This is a genomic window from Microbacterium resistens NBRC 103078 (genome assembly GCF_001552355.1).
Lineage (GTDB): Bacteria > Actinomycetota > Actinomycetes > Actinomycetales > Microbacteriaceae > Microbacterium > Microbacterium resistens.
In genome coordinates, this window is the sequence record NZ_BCRA01000073.1 from 14,166 (window position 1) to 31,177 (window position 17,012).

The following is a 17,012-nucleotide window of genomic DNA, read 5'->3' on the forward strand; positions in this document are numbered from 1 at the left end:
GCGAGTCGAAGTGTCGCTCAACGAGCGGTGAAGAACGCGGCGGCGACGCGGGAGAGGTCGTGCAGATCGCTGACGCCGGCGAGCTCGCGGGCCGAGTGCATGGACAGGATCGGGATGCCGACGTCGACGGTGCGGATCCCGAGCCGGGTCGCGGTGATCGGCCCGATCGTCGATCCGCACGGCACGGCGTTGTTCGACACGAACTCCTGGCTCGCGACGCCCGCGGCCTCGCACCAGGCGTTCCAGGCGGCAGCGCCCACGGCGTCGGTCGCGTAGCGCTGGTTGGCGTTGATCTTCAGGATCGGGCCCGAGCCGAGCAGCGGCTGGACGATGGGATCGTGCTTGCCGACGTAGTTGGGGTGTACGGAGTGGCCCACGTCGCTGGAGAGGCACCAGGATCCGGCGTACGCGCGCAGGGTGTCCACGGCATCGGCGCCGAGTCCGGCGTAGATCCGCTCCAGGACGTCCTCCAGGAACGGACCCGCCGCGCCGGAGCGGGAGGCCGATCCCAGCTCCTCGTGGTCGAAGGCGGCCAGGACCGCGATGCGGTCGCCGGCCGGGCCGTCCGCGGAGGCCTCCGCGAGCGCGACGACGCCCGCGTGCACCGAGGCCAGGTCGTCCAGCCGGCCGCTGGCGAAGAAGGCGTCGTCCTTGCCGAACACCGCTCCGCGCGCCGAATCGGCGACGACCGCGTCGAAACCGCGGATGTCCGCCGGATCGACGCCGGCGGACGCGGCGAGCTCAGCGAGCAGATCCTCCTCGACGGGGTCACCCAGGCCCCACACCGGCTGGGTCTCCACCTGCTTGTCGAGGGCGAGGCCGTTGTTGGCGCCGCGGTCCAGGTGGATCGCGAGCTGAGGCAGCCGCAGCAGGGGACCCGTGGCCGCGAGGACGACGCGGCCGTCGGCGAGGGCGAGGCGCCCGGCCAGGCGCAGCTCCCGGTCGAGCCAGGAGTTCAGGAGCGGACCGCCGTAGACCTCGACGCCGGCCTGCAGCCATCCCTTGGCGCCGGTGGTCGGGCGCGGCTTGAGCTTGAATCCGGGGGAGTCGGTGTGCGCGCCGAGGATGTGCGCCGCCGTGGTGGGGGAGGCGCCCGCCGGAACGGTCCACGCGATCGCCGCGCCGTCCCGGACGACGACGAAGCGGCCGCCGGCCTGGGTCGGCCAGGCCTCGGTCTCGTCGAGGCGCTGGAAGCCCACGTCCTCCAGGCGCCGGGCGACCTCTTCGGCGGCGTGGTAGCTGGACGGGGATGCGGCGACGAAGTCTGCGAGGTCTTCGGCGTGGGCGCGGGCGGCCGACGTCTCGGGCATGGGGCACCTTCCTGAGCGGACGCGCCGCGGCCTCGGCGGTCGGCCCGGGACGGGGCCGAGCGGCGGCGGCGCTCTTCGATCGTAGGCGACCCCTCGCGCCGCTGCTCATCGAGTGGTCAGTTTTTGTGGGTTGCCGGGCGCTGAACCCACAAAAACTGACCACTCGACAGAGGGGAACGGATCCCCCTGCGCACTTCCAGTTTACCGGCGGGACCGGGGCTTGCGGCAAGGGCCCCATAGGGGCGCAGAATGGGTGGCTTCGCCATCCCGACGGGAGAATCGTGACCCCTGCCGCACCCCTCTCCGCTCAGCCCGACCAGACCCCCGACCAGACCCCCGGCCACACCCCCGGCCACGCCCCCGACCGCACCCCCGACCAGGCCCCCGGCCAGACCCCCGAACCGCCTCTCGACGCCCTCGGGCGCGCCGCGCACCGTGCCGACGACGGCGGGCGGCGAACGGCGGTCTTCGCCCTGCCCGCCGAGCGCGCCCGCAAGGCGGATCCCCGCCTCATCGCCGCGGACGAGGAGCATCTCCGCGCCCTGGGCGCGCGTCTCGCCGAGGAGGTCGCCGAGAGCGAGGAGCGGCTGACCCGGCTGCGCGCTCTTCCCGTGCGACACGGGCAGGAGGCGCTCGAGCGGGACCTCGAGATCCACCGGCTGTCGTCGCGGATCCAGCTCCTGCGTCGCTTCGGCGTCGACCTGTGCCTCGGGCGGATGATCCGCCGGGACGAGTCCGAGCCCGTCTACATCGGGCGGATCGGCCTCACCGCGAGCGACGGCCGGCGTCTGCTCGTGGACTGGCGGGCACCGGCCGCCGAGCCGTTCTTCGGAGCGACCCATGCCGATCCCCGCGGCCTCGTCAGCCGGCGCCGATACCGCTGGACGGGGCGGCGCATCACGGACTACTGGGACGAGGTCTTCGACGTCGACGCCCTCGGGGACGACGCCCGCGACGCGGACGAGATCAACCGGGCCGCGCTCGACGACCAGTCGGCGTTCATCGCGAGCCTCGGCGCCAGCCGTTCGCCGCGCATGCGGGACGTGCTGGGCACGATCCAGGCCGACCAGGACGCGATCCTCCGCTCGCCCTCGCGCGGTGTGCTCGTCGTCGACGGCGGGCCGGGCACGGGCAAGACCGTCGTCGCGCTGCACCGCGCCGCCTATCTCATGCACGCCGAGCCCCGGCTGGGCCGAGGCGGCGGCGGTGTCCTGTTCGTCGGCCCGCACCGCCCGTACCTCGCCTACGTGGAGGATGTGCTGCCGAGCCTCGGTGAGGACGGCGTCCGGGTCTGCACGCTGACCGACCTCGTGCCCGAGGGCAGGGACGGGGACGCGATCGCGGTCGAGACGGATCCCGAGGCGCTGCGGATCAAATCCGGGAGCCGTCTGCTCGATGCGGTCGCCGCCGCCGTGCGCTACCACGAGCAGCCCCCGTCCACGCCGCTGGAGGTCGAGACGCCGTGGCGTGACGTGCGCGTGGAACCTGCCGACTGGGCGGCCGCGTTCGACGCCCCGGAGCCCGGCACCGCCCACAACGAGGCGCGCGACATCGCCTGGGACGCGCTCGTCGGCGCGCTCGTCGAGGACCACGCCGACGAGGATGTGCCGCCTCGTCAGCTCGACGCCGCGCTTCGGCGCAGCACCCCGCTGCAGCGGGCGTTCGCCGCCGCCTGGCCGATCCTGGATCCGGCCGGGGTCGTGGCCGATCTGTGGAGCGTCCCCGCCTACCTCCGGATCTGCGCCCCGTGGCTGACGGAGTCGGAGCGGGACGCGCTCCATCGCGAGGCGTCCGAGGCGCGGCGCTGGACGCGATCGGACCTGCCGTTCCTCGACGCCGCGCGGGACCTCATCGGCGATCCGCGCGGTTCCGCGCAGCGGCGACGCGAGGAGCGGGTCTCGCAGGAGGAGCGGGAGCAGCGGGACAGGGTGATCGATGAGCTCATCGCCGCGGATGACGACTTCGAGAGCGCCGTGACGGGCTACTTCTTCGGGCCCGACGGCGAGGGCATGCGCGACGCGATCCTCGACGAGGCCGCGCGTCTGCGCCCGGACCCGGACGCGCTCGCCGGTCCGTTCGCCCACGTGATCGTGGACGAGGCGCAGGAACTCACCGACGCCGAATGGACGATGCTGCTGCGCCGAGCCCCATCCCGCAGCCTCACGGTGGTCGGCGATCGTGCGCAGGCCAGGCACGGGTTCCGGGAGAGCTGGCGGGCGCGGCTGGAGCGGGCGGGGCTGCGCGAGATCCGCGAGGCGTCGCTGAGCATCAACTACCGGACGCCGGAGGAGGTGATGGCCGCCGCCGAGCCGGTGATCCGCGCCGCGCTGCCGGACGCGAACGTCCCGACGTCGGTGCGCCGCAGCGGCGTTCCCGTGCGGCGGGGGCGCGTCCCGGAGCTCGACGCCATCCTCTCCGCCTGGCTCGACGCCCACGAGGAGGGCCTCGCGTGCGTGATCGGCGCGGACCGGGCGCTCCGGCATCCGCGGATCCGGTCGCTCACCCCGCAGACCGCCAAGGGGCTGGAGTTCGACCTCGTGGTCCTCGTCGACCCGGAAGGGTTCGGGGACGGGATCGAGGGCGCCGTGGACCGCTACGTCGCGATGACGAGGGCGACGCAGGAGCTCGTTCTGCTGACTCCCTGACCCGTGACGCCCGGTCGAGTGGTCAGTTTCTGCGGGTTCGCGCCCGTGCAACCCACAGAAACTGACCACTCGGCGGGGGAGGCGGGGCGACGTCCGCGGGGGCGGTCAGCGCGAGGTGACCGCGCGGACGTGGCGGCGCGCGCCCGCGCGGAAGCGGCTCGACAGTTCGGCGAACGCCGCAGTGCTGCGCACCCCGGGCCAGTCGCCGGGCAGGACCGCCGACGGAAGACCCGGGTCGACGTAGGGCAGGATCCGCCACGCGTCCACGAGACGGACGTAGGCAGCGAAGGCGGCGGCCTCGTCGGCGCCCTCGACCACGTGCAGCGGGGCGATCGCGGCGAGGAAGCCCTCGTGCTCGTGCCGCAGGGCGTCCAGGTCCCACCAGGCGCGTACTGCCGCCGGGAGATCCCTCGCCGGGGCCGCGCCCCGGAACAGCGTGACGAACTCCGCCGCGCCGAGATCGGCGACGACCTGAGCCGCCTCGTCGGCCAGGTGCTCCGGACAGATCCACAGCGCGGGGGAGACGGTCCCGCAGCCGATCCAGGCGAGGCCCCGCCGCAGCCGGTGCCGGAGGTCGCGTCGGCTCTCCGGCACCGAGAACGACACCAGGCACCAGCCGTCGGCGGGATCCGCCTCGCGCACGGCGAAGATCCGCCGATCGCCGCGGGCGAGCATCCCCGCCGCCGCCGGGTTGAGGCGGTAACCGACGCCGTCGGAGCGGTCGGCGAGGAGGAGCCCCCGCTGCTTGACCCGGGTGAGCGCACCGCGCACCCGGGCGGGCGGCAGCTCCAGCTCGCCGAGCAGGCGGACGAGGTCGGCGGCGGAGATCCGGCCGCCGAGATCGCGCAGGTACAGCCCGATCACCGTGCGCAGATACGACACGGTGCTGCCGGGCCGGGCGTCGACGTCGTCGAGGACGGGCCCGTCCACGTCGGGGAGAGCATCCGTGCCGACCCGGGCCGCGTCGTCGCGCACGGCAGCGGTCCGCTCGACCGGGCCGGCGATGACGGAGGGCTCCCGCCTCATCGGCCCAGGGCGTCGCGCACGGCGACGACGCCGCGCACGGTCTCGACGTGCGAGGTGCTCAGCGGCGACAGGCCCAGGCGGATCCCGTCGGGGAAGCGGAAGTCGGGGATGACGCCCTGCGTCCACAGGGCCGCGGTGACCGCGCGGAAGTCCGGGTGGCCGATCGTGACGTGGCCTCCGCGCACCGCGGGGTCGCGCGGGCTCAGGAGCCGGACCCCGAGCGGGGCGAGCAGCTCGTCGTACGCCCGCACGGCGAGCTCCGTGAGCGAGACCGACTTCGCCCGCACGGCCTCGATGCCCGGCGCGCCGTCCGGCCCCGCCTCGTCGATGAGGTCGAGCATGCCCTGCATCCCGAGCATCGACATCACCGGCGGGGTGCCGCTGAGCAGTTGCCGGATCCCGGGGGCCGGCGCGTACTCGGGGCCCATCGCGAAGACGTCCGCGGCGCCCCACCAGCCCTGGATCGGCTGGCGGAGGAGCCCCTGGTGCTCGGCGCGGAGGTAGGCGAACGCCGGGGAGCCGGGCCCGCCGTTCAGGTACTTGTAGGTGCACCCCACGGCGAGGTCGACGCCCCAGGCGTCCAGCTGCATCGGCACGACGCCGACCGAGTGGCAGAGGTCCCAGAGGACCAGCGCCCCGGCGTCGTGCGCGAGGCGGGTGATCCCGGCCATGTCCGCGAGCGCCCCGGAGCGGTAGTCGACATGGCTCAGCACGACGACGGAGGTCGATGCGCCCACCGCGGCGGCGACGTCGTCCGCCGCGACGCCCAGGACCGGATCGGGATCGATCCACCGCACCGTGGATCCGGTCTCCGCGGCGATCCCCTCGACGATGAACCGGTCGGTGGGGAAGTTGCCGCGCTCCACGACGATCTCGGTGCGCCCGGTCCCGGCGCGGGAGCCCACGGCGGCCCGGATGAGTTTGTAGAGCAGGACGCTCGTGGAGTCCGCGACGACGGTCTGACCGGCGGCGGCGCCCAGAGCGACCTCCGCGATGCGGTCGCCGAGGCGGAGCGGGAGCTCCATCCACGCCTCGTCCCAGGACCGGATCAGGCGCGTGCCCCAGTCCTCGCGGACGAAGCGGGCGACGCGTTCGGGCAGCGCCGCGAGCGGCCGCCCGAGGGAGTTGCCGTCCAGGTAGGCGTGGACGCCGGGGGCCTCCGCGAACAGGGCGAGGCGATCGTGCAGCGGATCGGCCTCGTCGAGGGCGGCGGCGCGGGCGAGCAGGTCATCCGTCATGCGGACTCCTTCGGATCGGGGCGTCGTGTCGGCGCGGGGGATTCGGATCCGGACGGGGCATCGTGGCCGTGCTCCGTCGGGGCGGGGTCGTGGGCGAGGTCCCCCGCGGCGAGGGGGTGCGCGCGGGCGGGGTCGCCGTCGGGGAGCAGCAGGAGAGCGCTCCCCGGCAGGAGCGGATCCGCCGGGGCGAGCGCGCGGAGGAGCGCGGCGTCCGTGACCCCCGCCGCGCGCAGGTCCCGCACCTCGTCGACACGGAGGTCGACCGGAGTGTCGCCGTTGCCCATGTCAGTGCCGTACCGAACGGTCCCGCCTGCGGCGTGGAAACGCCGGAGGTTGTCGATCGCGTGGTCCCGCTCTATTCCGGTGTGGATCGCGAGTGTCGAGATCCACGTGACCGAGGCCGCCTGCCGGGCGATCTCCGCGTCCTCCAGACGCTCCGTGAAAGGGGCGTGGGCGAGCACGTCCGCGCCCAGGCGGGCGACGCGCGCCGCCTCCCCGGCACCCTCCGCGTGTGCGTGGACGGCGAGCCCGCGGGCGTGGGCGAGACGGACGAGGGCGGCGAAGAGGTCGTCGTCGAGGACCGGGCCCGCCGTACTGTTGCTCGTCAGCTTGACGCTCGTCGCCCCCGCGTCGTACATCTCGGCGACCGCACGTGCCGCGGAGGCGAGGTCGGTGATCTCGCGCACGGATCCGGGCGGCGCCCACGGCCGGTCCGACGGGTAGCCGCCGGGCGCGGTGAGGAAGGCACCGGCGTACTCGATCCGCACGACACCGGCGTCGCCGGGCCGCGCAGGCTCCGGCGTCGGCGAGGCGTGCGCCTGGCACAGGGCGCGGATCACGCCCGGGTCGGCGCCGAGGTCGACGACGCGCCCGATCCAGCTCCGTGCGAGCAGCGACGGGTCCACGAGCTGCAGGTGCACGTGGTGGTCGGTGAAGCGGCCCGTGACGATCCCGGCCAGGCGGGGCGCGCCGGCAGGGGCGGGCTCGGGTCGCAGTCGGAGCCCGGGAGGGTCCGCCTCGATCCGGCCCTCGCGGATCGCGGTCCCGTCGAAGAACGAGACCGCGCGGACGACGGTCACCGTCCGATCTCCGTGCGGACGGCGTACAGCTCCGGGAAGAAGGTCAGCTCCAGCGCGCGCTGGAGGAAGTCCACCCCGCTGGAGCCGCCCGTGCCGATCTTCCTGCCGATCGTCCGGGTCACGGTGCGCAGGTGCCGGAAGCGCCAGAACTGGAAGTTGTCCTCGACGTCGACGAGCTCCTCGCACGCCTCGTACAGGTCCCAGTGGCGGTGCGGGTCCTCGTAGACGGCGCGGATGACGGGGACGAGATCGTCGTGCATCCGGTACGGGAGCCGCACGTCCCGCTCCAGGATCGCCCCGGGGACGGGCAGCCCGCGGCGGGCGAGGAGTCGCAGGAACTCGTCGTACACCGTGGGCCGCTCCCATTCGGCGGTGAGCAGGGCGAGGTTCTCGGCGTGGTCGCGGAAGAGGCCGAGCATCCGCTCGTTCTTGTTGCCCAGAGCGAACTCCACCGCCCGGTACTGGACGGACTGGAATCCCGACGAGTTGCCCAGGTCGCCGCGGAACTGCGCGTACTCGGTGGGCGTGAGCGTCGCCAGCACGGACCACTGCTGGGTGAGGACCTCCTGGATGTGCTTGACCCGTGCGATGTGCTTGAGCGCGGCGCGCAGGTCGTCCTCGGCCAGCCGGGCGCGCGCCGTGCCCAGCTCGTGCAGGACGAGCTTGAGCCACAGCTCCGTCGTCTGGTGCTGGATGATGAACAGCAGCTCGTCGTGGTGCTCGGGGCGGCTCACCGGGTGCTGTGCGGAGAGCAGCTGATCCAGGGCGAGGTACGAGCCGTACGTCATCCGGTCCCGGAGGTCCGTGACGATCCCGTCCTCGATGTCCCTCTGGTTCTCCTCGGTCGCCATGCGAGAAAGATACCGCAACCGTGTCGATCGTCACAGGCGTGAGATGTCCCCACCTCCGACGTCGAGTGGTCAGTTTCTGCGGGTTCGCGGGCTCCGAGGCCACAAAAACTGACCACTCGATCACGAGGGGGCGAGGTCGGGCGGCGCTGCATTGGCGGTCGGCGGCAGGCGGGCGTAGACTGGCCTGTCGGGTCCGAGGACCCCAGAGAGACGAAGGCGGTGAGCGCGATGGCAGGTGATAGTACCGGCGCCGCCCTGTCGCGACGCCGTCTCGCCGTGCGCTGAGTCCCGCTCGCCCCGGCCTCCCGAGCCTGTGCTCGGGACGACGATCCGTCGCGCTTCCTCGGCGGCGCCCTTCCGGCAGCTGATGGATGACGCGCCGCCCCGGGCGGGCGTGCGCGCGCGAGAACGGAATCGCAGCATGACCCTTGTCGACAACGGAGTGTACGTGGCGGGCCGCCGCGTGGAGACCCCCGCGAGCCTGGACGAGACGTACCGGATCATGGACGCCCACCGGGGACTGGCCTGGATCGGGCTCTACCACCCGAGCCCCGAGGAGATCACCTCGGTCGCCCGGGAGTTCGACCTGCACCCCCTCGCCGTCGAGGACGCCCGATCCGGGCACCAGCGATCCAAGCTGGAACGGTACGGCGACACTCTCTTCGCCGTGCTGCGCCCCGCGCGGTACCGCGACGAGCAGGAGGCCGTGGAGATCGGCGAGCTGCACGTGTTCGTCGGCCCCGACTTCGTCGTGACGATCCGCCGCGCGGAGTCTCCGGACCTCAGCGCCGTCCGCCGCCGGATGGAGGCGAACCCGGAGCTGCTCGCGATGGGGCCGGAGGCGGTCCTCTACGCGATCCTCGACGAGGTCGTGGACGAGTACGAGCCCGTCGTGGCGGGCCTGGAGAACGACATCGACGAGATCGAGGACCAGCTCTTCGGCGACAGCGACGACGACGCCCTCTCCCGCCGGATCTACGACCTCTCGCGCGAGGTCATCAACGTCCAGCGCGCCGTGCACCCCCTGGCCGGCATGCTCCAGGGACTGCGCCGCGGGTCGGAGAAGTACCGGGTGGACGCGGAGCTGCAGACGTCGCTGCGCGATGTGCTCGACCACGTGATCCGGATCGACGAGCGGGTGGAGTCGTTCCGGGCGATCCTGGAGAACGCCCTGACCGTGCAGTCCGCGCTCGTCGCCCGTCGACAGGCCGACGCGAGCCTCGCGCAGAACGACGAGATCAAGAAGATCTCCTCGTGGGCCGCGATCATCTTCGCCCCCACCCTCGTGGGCACCGTGTACGGCATGAACTTCGACGTGATGCCGGAGCTGCACTGGGCAGCCGGCTACCCGCTGGCGCTGGGCGCCATGGCGGCCTTCGCGGTCACGCTGTTCGGGATCTTCAAGTACAAGCGCTGGCTCTGAGGTGCGACGGCGGCCGGCGCACGGCCAGCCGCGGTGTCGCCGCCCCGCACTGCGCGGCTCCGCGCGACGGATGTAGGGTGGATCCCGACAGCGCCTAGGGTTCCGGGGTCCGCCCGACTGGTCCGAGCGGCGCCACGTCCCGCCTCCGCAGGCGGGGCGTCATCTGAACGGACAAAAGCCTGGAGGAACCCCGTCCGTCGTGCCCACACGGCGGGCCGAAGGTTCCGTCGTGTCCGCACTCGCATTCGTCCTCGTCTTCTCCGCCGCTGTCGCGCACGCCGCGTGGAACGTCATCGCGCACGGCATCAGCCGCGCGGGGTTCCCGTTCCTGTGGTGGGGCGCCGTCGCGAGCACCGTGATCTGGTCCGTCGCCATCCCGTTCACGGGCGGGCTCGGCACCGACGACATCCGGGGGTTCCTCCTCGGGGTGCTCGTGTCCGGCGTCCTGCACGTCGGGTACATGCTCGTGCTGCAGCGCGGCTACCAGGTCGGGAACCTCTCCACGGTGTACGCGACCGCGCGGGGGAGCGGGCCGTTCCTGTCCGTGCTGATCGCGATGCTGATCCTCGGCGAGCGGCCGTCCCCGATCGCGCTCGTGGGGGTCGGCGTCCTCATCGCGGGGATCATCGCCATCGGGCTCGTCGACCGGGTGGGCGCGGATCCGGTCTCCGGGCGGCGCGGGATGGATCCGGGCATCCTGTTCGGGCTCCTCACGGGCGTCACGATCGCGGTCTACACGATCTGGGACGCCTTCGCGGTGCGGCAGTGGTCGCTGTCGCCCGTGGCGTTCATGGTCGGGACCGCCGCGCTGCAGATCCCGTTCTACTCGGTCGCCGTGCGCCGCCGCTGGGCGGCCGTCCGCGCGCTCGGGCGCCGGCAGTGGCGCCGGATCGTCGCGTTCGGCGTGCTCTCGCCGTTGTCCTACATCCTCGTGCTCCAGGCGGTCACGATCGCGCCGGTCGCGCTGGTCGCACCGCTGCGCGAGGTGAGCGTCGTGCTGGTGAGCCTGTTCGGCGCCTTCGTGCTGCGCGAGGGGCGACCCGGCTGGCGCGTGGCGGCGTCCGTCGTGGTCGTCGGAGGGATCGCGCTGCTCGCCGTGTGAGCGGGCTCAGCCGCCGACGGCGCGCAGGTACTGACCCTCGGGGGAGATTCCCGACGCGGCGACGGTGAACCGCACGATGCTGGAGAGGTAGCGGTCCTCGCTCGCCTCGAACACGCGGCCGTCGGCGTCCCGCGACGTCCGGGTGAGGCGGAGGATCGGCGTCCCCTGCGCGACCCGGAGGAGCTCCGCATCCTGGGCGTCGGCGGCGACCGCGTCGATCTCGTGCTGCAGCGTGACGATCGGATGCCCCTGGCCGGCCAGGAACTCGGTGATCGACACCTCGTCGGGGTCGATCGTGAACAGCAGCCGGCCGACCTCGTGCGTGTAGTGGAGCCGCTCGAGCATGGTGGGCCGCCCGTCGAGGAAGCGCAGCCGCACGACGCTGACGATGGTGTCGTCCGGATCGACCCCCAGCGCCGCCGCCTTCTCCTCGCCGGCCCGGCGCAGGCTCAGCTCCTGGGTCTGCGCCCCGGGGACGGCACCGAGCTCGCGCGCCCAGCGGGTGAAGGGAACCGAGACGTCCACCGCCTGGGTGGCCTTGCGCTCCACCACCCGGGCCGGGCGTCCGCGTGCGGTCTCGATGAGCCCCTCGGCCCGGAGGAGAGCGAGGGCGTTGCGGATCGGTCCGCGCGAGGTGCGCCAGCGCTCGGCGAGATCCGCCTCGGTCGGCACGGCGTCGCCCGGACGCAGGCGCCCGTCGACGATCCGGGCGCGCAGATCGTCGGCGATCTGGATGTAGACAACATCAGCCACATAGGCATACTACGTGGTCGGTCAGGGTGCGCGAGCCCCCGTTGCTCCGCTGTTCACCTGAGGAACGCGCGGGTGAACAGTCGCGGAACAGTCCCGAGATAGGTATACATCTCGATCGTGAACTTGGCAGAGTGCTCGTGGATCATCTCCGTCCCACACCCGAAAGGTCCTCATGAAGCTCCGCGCTCTCCCCGCCCTGGCCGGCGTCGCCGTGCTCGCCCTCGGCCTGGCCGCCTGTTCCGGCACGGCCGGTGCCGCCACCGGCACCGACGCGCCCGACACGGTCGCGGCGAACGGCGGCTTCGCCGTCGACGAGAACACGCTCGTCTTCGGCGTCGTGCCCGACTCCGTCGACACCGAGACCAACTACCAGCCGCTGATGGACTACATCGCGGAGAAGACCGGCAAGACGGTCGAGTACCACGAGTCCACCGATTACGCGGCGCTCATCGAGGCCGCCGTGGCCGGCAAGGTCGACGTCGCCTCGTTCTCCGGCTTCACCTACGTGACCGCGACGAACAACGGCGCCACGCTGACCCCGATCTCCTCCATCGTCACCAAGGAGGGCCAGGAGCCCGGGTACTACTCCCAGGCCATCGCCCCCAAGGACAGCGCCGTGACGAAGATCGAGGACTTCAAGGGCAAGAAGGTCTGCTTCGTCGACCCGTCCTCGACGTCCGGATACCTGTTCCCGAGCTACAACCTCCTCGAGGCCGGCATCGACCCGAAGAGCGACATCACCCCGGTGTTCGCCGGAAAGCACGACGTGAGCGTGCAGAAGACCGGTGAGGGCGCCGAGTGCGAGGTCGGGTTCGCGGAGGACTCCGAGGTCGCCAAGTCCGACAAGGTCAAGGTCATCGCCGAGACCATGGTCCCCGGCGCCCCGCTCGTGTACAGCTCGGCGCTTCCCACCGAGGTGTCCGACCAGCTCGTCGACGCTCTCGGCGAGATCACGATCGACGACATCATCGCCGCGGGCATCAAGGGCGCCGACACCGACGCCTTCCGGAGCGTCTTCTACGCCACGAAGCCGGTCGACGACGCCTACTACGACCTGATCCGCGACATCTGCAAGAAGACCGAAGCGGAGCAGTGCAAGGCCTGACCGCCTGACGCCGCCCGGTCGTCGAGCGCAGCCCGCTCGGCGGCCGGACGGCGCGTCGCCCGACGCCGGAGACCCGAGGAGAACCATGAGCATCGACACCGCCGCCCCCGTCGTCCGCCTGCGGGGCGTGACGAAGCGCTTCGGCGCGACCACCGCCCTCCGCGACGTGGCCCTGGACGTCGCCCCCGGCGAGATCGTCGTCCTCCTGGGGCTCAGCGGGTCGGGCAAGTCCACGCTCCTGCGTCACCTCGACGGGCTGGAGACCCCGACCGCGGGCGAGGTCCGCGTCCTCGGCGCGGACGTGCCGGCCCTTCGTGGCCGGGAGCTGCGGCGCCTGCGCAGCCGGGTGGGGTTCATCTTCCAGCAGTTCGAGCTCGTGCCCTCCCTCACCGTCCTGGAGAACGTGCTCACCGGATCCCTCTCCTCGGTGCGCGGCCCGCGCCTCGGGCTGTGGGGGTACGGCAAGGACGCCAAGCTCCGCGCCCTCACGCACCTGGACCGCGTCGGCCTTCTCGACCGCGCCTATCAGCGCAGCGACACCCTCTCCGGCGGGCAGCAGCAGCGCGTGGCGATCGCCCGCGCGCTCATGCAGCAGCCCGAGATCCTCCTCGCCGACGAGCCGGTCGCCTCGCTCGACCCGGAGTCCAGCGACCAGGTGATGGCGCTGATCCGCGAGATCGCCGCGGACGAGGGGCTGACCGTCGTCTGCAGCCTCCACCAGGTCGATCTCGCGATCTCCTGGGCGGACCGCATCGTCGGCCTCCGGCACGGCGAGGTCGTGCTGGACACTCCCACCACGGATCTCAGCAAGGCCGAGGTCATGGAGATCTACGGCCGCGTCGCCACCTCCACCGCCGAGCTGGAGGTCGTCGAGGCGGAGCTTCTCGCCCCCGTCCCCGTCGGCGCCGCCGCGGGATCCGCCTCCGGACTGCGCGACCAGGAGCCCGTCGCGTGACCGCCGTCGCCCCCGCCCCGCGGCTCGACCGCCCGCCCCGAGCGAGCGTCGCGGAGCGCGCACCGCGCCGGGTCGTCTCCCCGGAGCGCATCGCGGCCTCCCTGACGCTGCTCGCGCTCGTCGTGCTCGGCGTCCTCGCCGTGAACGAGATCGGCATCTCCATCCCCGGCATGATCCAGAGCTGGGGCAACGCCGAGCACTTCCTCTCCCGGGTGGGGGCGCTGAGCTTCCCGGAACCGGCCGAGCTCGCCGGGCTCATCGCGCTGACCGTCGGCCTCGTGCTCGTCGGGACGCTGCTGGCCGCGGTGCTGTCCGTGCCGATCGCCTACCTGGCCGCCTCGAACACCACGCCGGGGAACGCCTGGCGCATGGCCGCGCGGTTCGTCGGGGTGCTCACCCGGGCGCTGCCCGACGTCGTGCTCGCCATGGCGTTCGTCCTGATGTTCTCCCTGGGCACCCTGCCCGGCATCCTCGCGATCGGGATCCACTCGATCGGCATGATCTCGAAGATGTTCGCCGACGCCATCGAGCAGATCGACGAGGGACCTCGTCTGGCGATCCGCGCGGCCGGCGGATCCAAACTCCAGGAGTTCACCGCGGGGATCCTGCCGCAGGTGCTCCCGAGCTGGGTCGCGACCGTGCTGCACCGCAACGACATCAACCTGCGCGGCAGCGTCGTGCTCGGCTACGTCGGGGTGGCCGGCCTCGGGCTGGAGATGTCCTATGCGTTCAAGGCGCTCAACTACGGCAAGGGACTGGGGATCGCCCTGGTCATCTTCGTCCTCTGCGTCGTCATGGAGATCGTCTCCAGCGCGGTGCGCGGCGCGATGCTGGGCGGACAGCAGCAGACCCGCTCCTGGATCGACCGGATCCTGCACCCGCGGATGACGGGCGCCGCCACGGCGGCCGCCCCCGCGGATCGGCCGGCGTGGGCCGCGAGCGTGCAGACGGCGGTCCGCCGGCCGTGGACCGCGACGCGCGTGCGCAACACCGTCGCGGGGGTCGTGGCGGTCCTCGTCGTGATCGGCAGCGTCGTCGTCAGCGACATCACCTGGAGCGACGCCGTCACCTTCTGGGCGAAGATCCCCGAGACCGCGGCGAAGTTCTGGCCGCCCTCCTTCGGCAACTACGAGGCGGCGGCGATGATCTCCGCGATGCGCGACACCGTCGCGATCGCGCTCGCCGCGACGGTCCTCACCCTCCTGCCCTCCGTGATCCTCGGCTCCCTCGCCGCCCGCAACGTCGCTCCCGGGCCCGGCGTGCGCGGCACCGCGCGATTCCTCCTCGTCGGGATCCGCGGCATCCCCGAGCTGATCCTCGCGATCGTGCTCGTCGTGATCACCGGGCTCGGCCCGCAGGCGGGCGTGATCGCGCTCGCCATCGGCGGGATCGGCCTGCTCGGCAAGCTCGTCGCGGACTCCTTCGAGGAGGTGGACCGGGGGCCCGAGCGCGCGCTGCGCGCCGTGGGCGCGACCCGTCTGCAGACCTACGCCTCGGCGACCGTGCCGCAGGGCCTGCGGGCCCTCATCGGCCACAGCTTCTACATGCTGGACACGAACATCCGCGCGGCGACCATCCTCGGGATCGTCGGCGGCGGCGGGGTCGGCTACTTCCTGCTCAACGCCAGCCAGGGATCCCGCTATCCGGTCGTCACCGCGATCGTGCTGATGATCCTCGCCACCGTCCTCGTGGTGGAGGGCCTGGCCATGTGGATGCGGCGGGTGTACCGATGACGGGCCGCTACGATCTGGCCGTCGTCGGATCAGGGATCGTCGGGCTCGGCGCCGCCTACGCCGCATCCCGGCGCGGGCTCCGCGTCGTCGTGGTGGACCGCACCGACGCGCCCGTCGGCGCATCCATCCGCAACTTCGGCCACCTCTGCATCGGCGCCCAGGAGGGACGGGCCCGCCGCTACGGCGAGCTCTCCCGGGGCCTGTGGACGCGCCTGGCGCACGACGCGGGATTCTGGCTGCGCGCGGCCGGGACGCTCGTGGCCGCGCGCCACGAGGACGAGGCCGCGGTGCTCGCCGAGGCGGCGCAGGCGTCCGCCGCCGATGAGCCCGGTCTCTCCGGCATCCGTCTGATCGAGGCGGACGAGGTGCTCCGGCTCGCGCCGCTGCGCGCCGGCGGCGTGCGCTCGGGGGCGCTCATCGAGGGAGACCTCCAGGTGAACCCGCGGGAGGCCGCCGCCGCGATCGTGCGTCACCTCGCCGCACGGGGCGTCGAGTTCCGCATGCGCACCGCCGTCACCGGCGTCGGGCCGGGACGCGTGGACACCACGCGCGGGCCGGTCTCCGCCGCGGCCGTCGTCGTCGCGGTGAACCACGACCTCGATCAGCTGCTGCCGGAGATCGCCGAGCGTGCCGGCGTCGTGCGCTGCGCGCTCGACATGATGCGGGTGGCGGCCGATCTCCCCGCCCCTCTGCAGGCGCCGCTGCTCACCGGGTGGTCGCTCGTCCGCTACGGCCGGTTCGGAGCCACCGCCTCCGCGTCGGGCCTGCGCGAGCGGCTGCACGCCGAGCGGCCCGAGCTCGCCGCGCTCGACCTCAATCAGATGTACACCCAGCTCCCCGACGGGTCGCTGCTGCTCGGGGACTCGCACCACCGGGCGGTGCAGCCGGGGCCGTTCCAGCCCGAGGCGGCCTTCGACGCCTTCCTCGCCGAGGCCGCCGCGCTGTTCGACGCCGACCGCCTGCGCGTCCTGGAGCGCTGGCAGGGGGTCTACGCCGCCGGGCCGTCCGAGTTCCTCGTCGAGACGGTGGCGGACGGCGTCCTCGCGCTCGCCGCCACGACGGGCATCGGGATGACGACCGGACTGGGACTCGCCGAGACCGAGGCCGCGGCGGCGTTCGGGTGGGACGGCGTCCCCGAACCCCTCACCGCGGCGGTGTCCTCGACCCACGACGAACCGCGCCGACCGGAAGGAACCGCATGAGCGCCCTCACCCAGACCCCCACCCACAGCGAGGACGCGCGCGTCGCCGACCGCGTGCCCGTCGAGCTCGTCGTCCTGGACATGGCCGGCACGACCGTCCTCGACGACGGCATCGTCGAGCGTGCCTTCCAGCGGGCCGCCGAGCGCACCGGCGTCGCGGATCGGATGCCGTGGCCCGAGGCGCTGCAGTACGTGCGCGACACGATGGGGCAGTCGAAGATCGACGTGTTCACGCATCTCGCCGGCGGCGACCGCGCGGCGGCGGAGCGGGCGACCGCGCAGTTCGAGGACGCCTACGCCGAGATCGTCTCCGAGGACGGTGCGCAGGAGATCCCCGGCGCCGCCACGGCGATCCGCACGTTCCGCGAGCAGGGGATCGCGGTCGCGCTGACCACGGGGTTCTCCCCGGCGACCCGGGACGTGCTGCTGGACGCCCTCGGCTGGCGCGACCTCGTCGACGTGGCGTTGTCGCCGGTCGACGCCGGGCGCGGCCGGCCGGCCCCGGACCTCGTGCTCACGGCGCTGCTGCGCACGGGGGTCTCCGCCGTGCAGGCCGTCGCGGTGGCGGGGGACACCACCAGCGACGTCGAG

Annotated in this window: 14 protein-coding genes; 8 read left to right on the plus strand and 6 right to left on the minus strand. The window is 73.0% G+C overall.

The features are described from left to right. Window positions 1-17: 17 nt before the first annotated feature. Window positions 18-1,310, minus strand: a complete 1,293-nt coding sequence (locus MR1_RS12685) for a M18 family aminopeptidase (protein WP_067247301.1) — start codon at window positions 1,308-1,310, stop codon at window positions 18-20. Window positions 1,311-1,783: 473 nt separating this feature from the next. Between MR1_RS12685 and helR the strand changes: the two genes are divergently transcribed. Further along, window positions 1,784-3,955: an RNA polymerase recycling motor ATPase HelR gene (helR, locus tag MR1_RS12690; protein WP_067247336.1), complete on the plus strand. Its 2,172-nt coding sequence runs from the start codon at window positions 1,784-1,786 to the stop codon at window positions 3,953-3,955. Between the two features lie 105 nt (window positions 3,956-4,060). Here helR and MR1_RS12695 read toward each other — a convergent pair whose 3' ends face one another. The 4 genes from MR1_RS12695 to MR1_RS12710 are packed head-to-tail and all read right to left on the minus strand — an operon-like array spanning window position 4,061 to window position 8,149. Beyond that, window positions 4,061-4,981, minus strand: a complete 921-nt coding sequence (locus tag MR1_RS12695; RefSeq protein WP_084344621.1) for a PaaX family transcriptional regulator — start codon at window positions 4,979-4,981, stop codon at window positions 4,061-4,063. Next, complete coding sequence (locus tag MR1_RS12700) at window positions 4,978-6,219, minus strand: kynureninase (RefSeq protein WP_067247304.1); 1,242 nt, start codon at window positions 6,217-6,219, stop codon at window positions 4,978-4,980. The genes MR1_RS12695 and MR1_RS12700 overlap by 4 nt, the downstream gene beginning before the upstream one ends. Further along, window positions 6,216-7,298 carry an amidohydrolase family protein gene (locus MR1_RS12705; protein WP_067247307.1) on the minus strand — a complete coding sequence of 361 codons (1,083 nt, stop codon included), beginning with the start codon at window positions 7,296-7,298 and terminating at the stop codon, window positions 6,216-6,218. Before MR1_RS12705 ends, MR1_RS12700 begins: the two co-directional genes overlap by 4 nt. After that, complete coding sequence (locus tag MR1_RS12710; RefSeq protein ID WP_067247310.1) at window positions 7,295-8,149, minus strand: tryptophan 2,3-dioxygenase; 855 nt, start codon at window positions 8,147-8,149, stop codon at window positions 7,295-7,297. Before MR1_RS12710 ends, MR1_RS12705 begins: the two co-directional genes overlap by 4 nt. A 421-nt stretch (window positions 8,150-8,570) precedes the next feature. On the opposite strand from MR1_RS12710, the gene MR1_RS12715 reads away from it, so the two are divergent. Then, window positions 8,571-9,572: a magnesium and cobalt transport protein CorA gene (locus MR1_RS12715; protein WP_067247313.1), complete on the plus strand. Its 1,002-nt coding sequence runs from the start codon at window positions 8,571-8,573 to the stop codon at window positions 9,570-9,572. Between the two features lie 229 nt (window positions 9,573-9,801). Beyond that, window positions 9,802-10,674 (plus strand): EamA family transporter, encoded by an 873-nt coding sequence (locus MR1_RS12720; RefSeq protein WP_067247316.1) that lies wholly within the window; start codon window positions 9,802-9,804, stop codon window positions 10,672-10,674. 6 nt (window positions 10,675-10,680) lie between these two features. On the opposite strand, the gene MR1_RS12725 is transcribed toward MR1_RS12720, so the two are convergent. Next, window positions 10,681-11,427 carry a GntR family transcriptional regulator gene (locus tag MR1_RS12725; protein WP_067247320.1) on the minus strand — a complete coding sequence of 249 codons (747 nt, stop codon included), beginning with the start codon at window positions 11,425-11,427 and terminating at the stop codon, window positions 10,681-10,683. A 172-nt stretch (window positions 11,428-11,599) separates the two neighbouring features. On the opposite strand from MR1_RS12725, the gene MR1_RS12730 reads away from it, so the two are divergent. From MR1_RS12730 to MR1_RS12750, 5 genes are all read left to right on the plus strand, one after another. Beyond that, window positions 11,600-12,532 carry a phosphate/phosphite/phosphonate ABC transporter substrate-binding protein gene (locus MR1_RS12730; protein ID WP_067247324.1) on the plus strand — a complete coding sequence of 311 codons (933 nt, stop codon included), beginning with the start codon at window positions 11,600-11,602 and terminating at the stop codon, window positions 12,530-12,532. Between the two features lie 85 nt (window positions 12,533-12,617). After that, window positions 12,618-13,487 carry a phosphonate ABC transporter ATP-binding protein gene (gene phnC / locus MR1_RS12735; RefSeq protein WP_067247327.1) on the plus strand — a complete coding sequence of 290 codons (870 nt, stop codon included), beginning with the start codon at window positions 12,618-12,620 and terminating at the stop codon, window positions 13,485-13,487. Continuing rightward, window positions 13,484-15,220: a phosphonate ABC transporter, permease protein PhnE gene (gene phnE / locus MR1_RS12740; RefSeq protein WP_067247330.1), complete on the plus strand. Its 1,737-nt coding sequence runs from the start codon at window positions 13,484-13,486 to the stop codon at window positions 15,218-15,220. Before phnC ends, phnE begins: the two co-directional genes overlap by 4 nt. Continuing rightward, window positions 15,217-16,422, plus strand: a complete 1,206-nt coding sequence (locus tag MR1_RS12745) for a TIGR03364 family FAD-dependent oxidoreductase (RefSeq protein WP_084344623.1) — start codon at window positions 15,217-15,219, stop codon at window positions 16,420-16,422. The genes phnE and MR1_RS12745 overlap by 4 nt, the downstream gene beginning before the upstream one ends. Beyond that, window positions 16,419-17,012, plus strand: a 594-nt coding sequence (locus MR1_RS12750) for an HAD family hydrolase (protein WP_067247333.1), incomplete at its 3' end; no start/stop codon positions are given. The genes MR1_RS12745 and MR1_RS12750, both read left to right, overlap by 4 nt.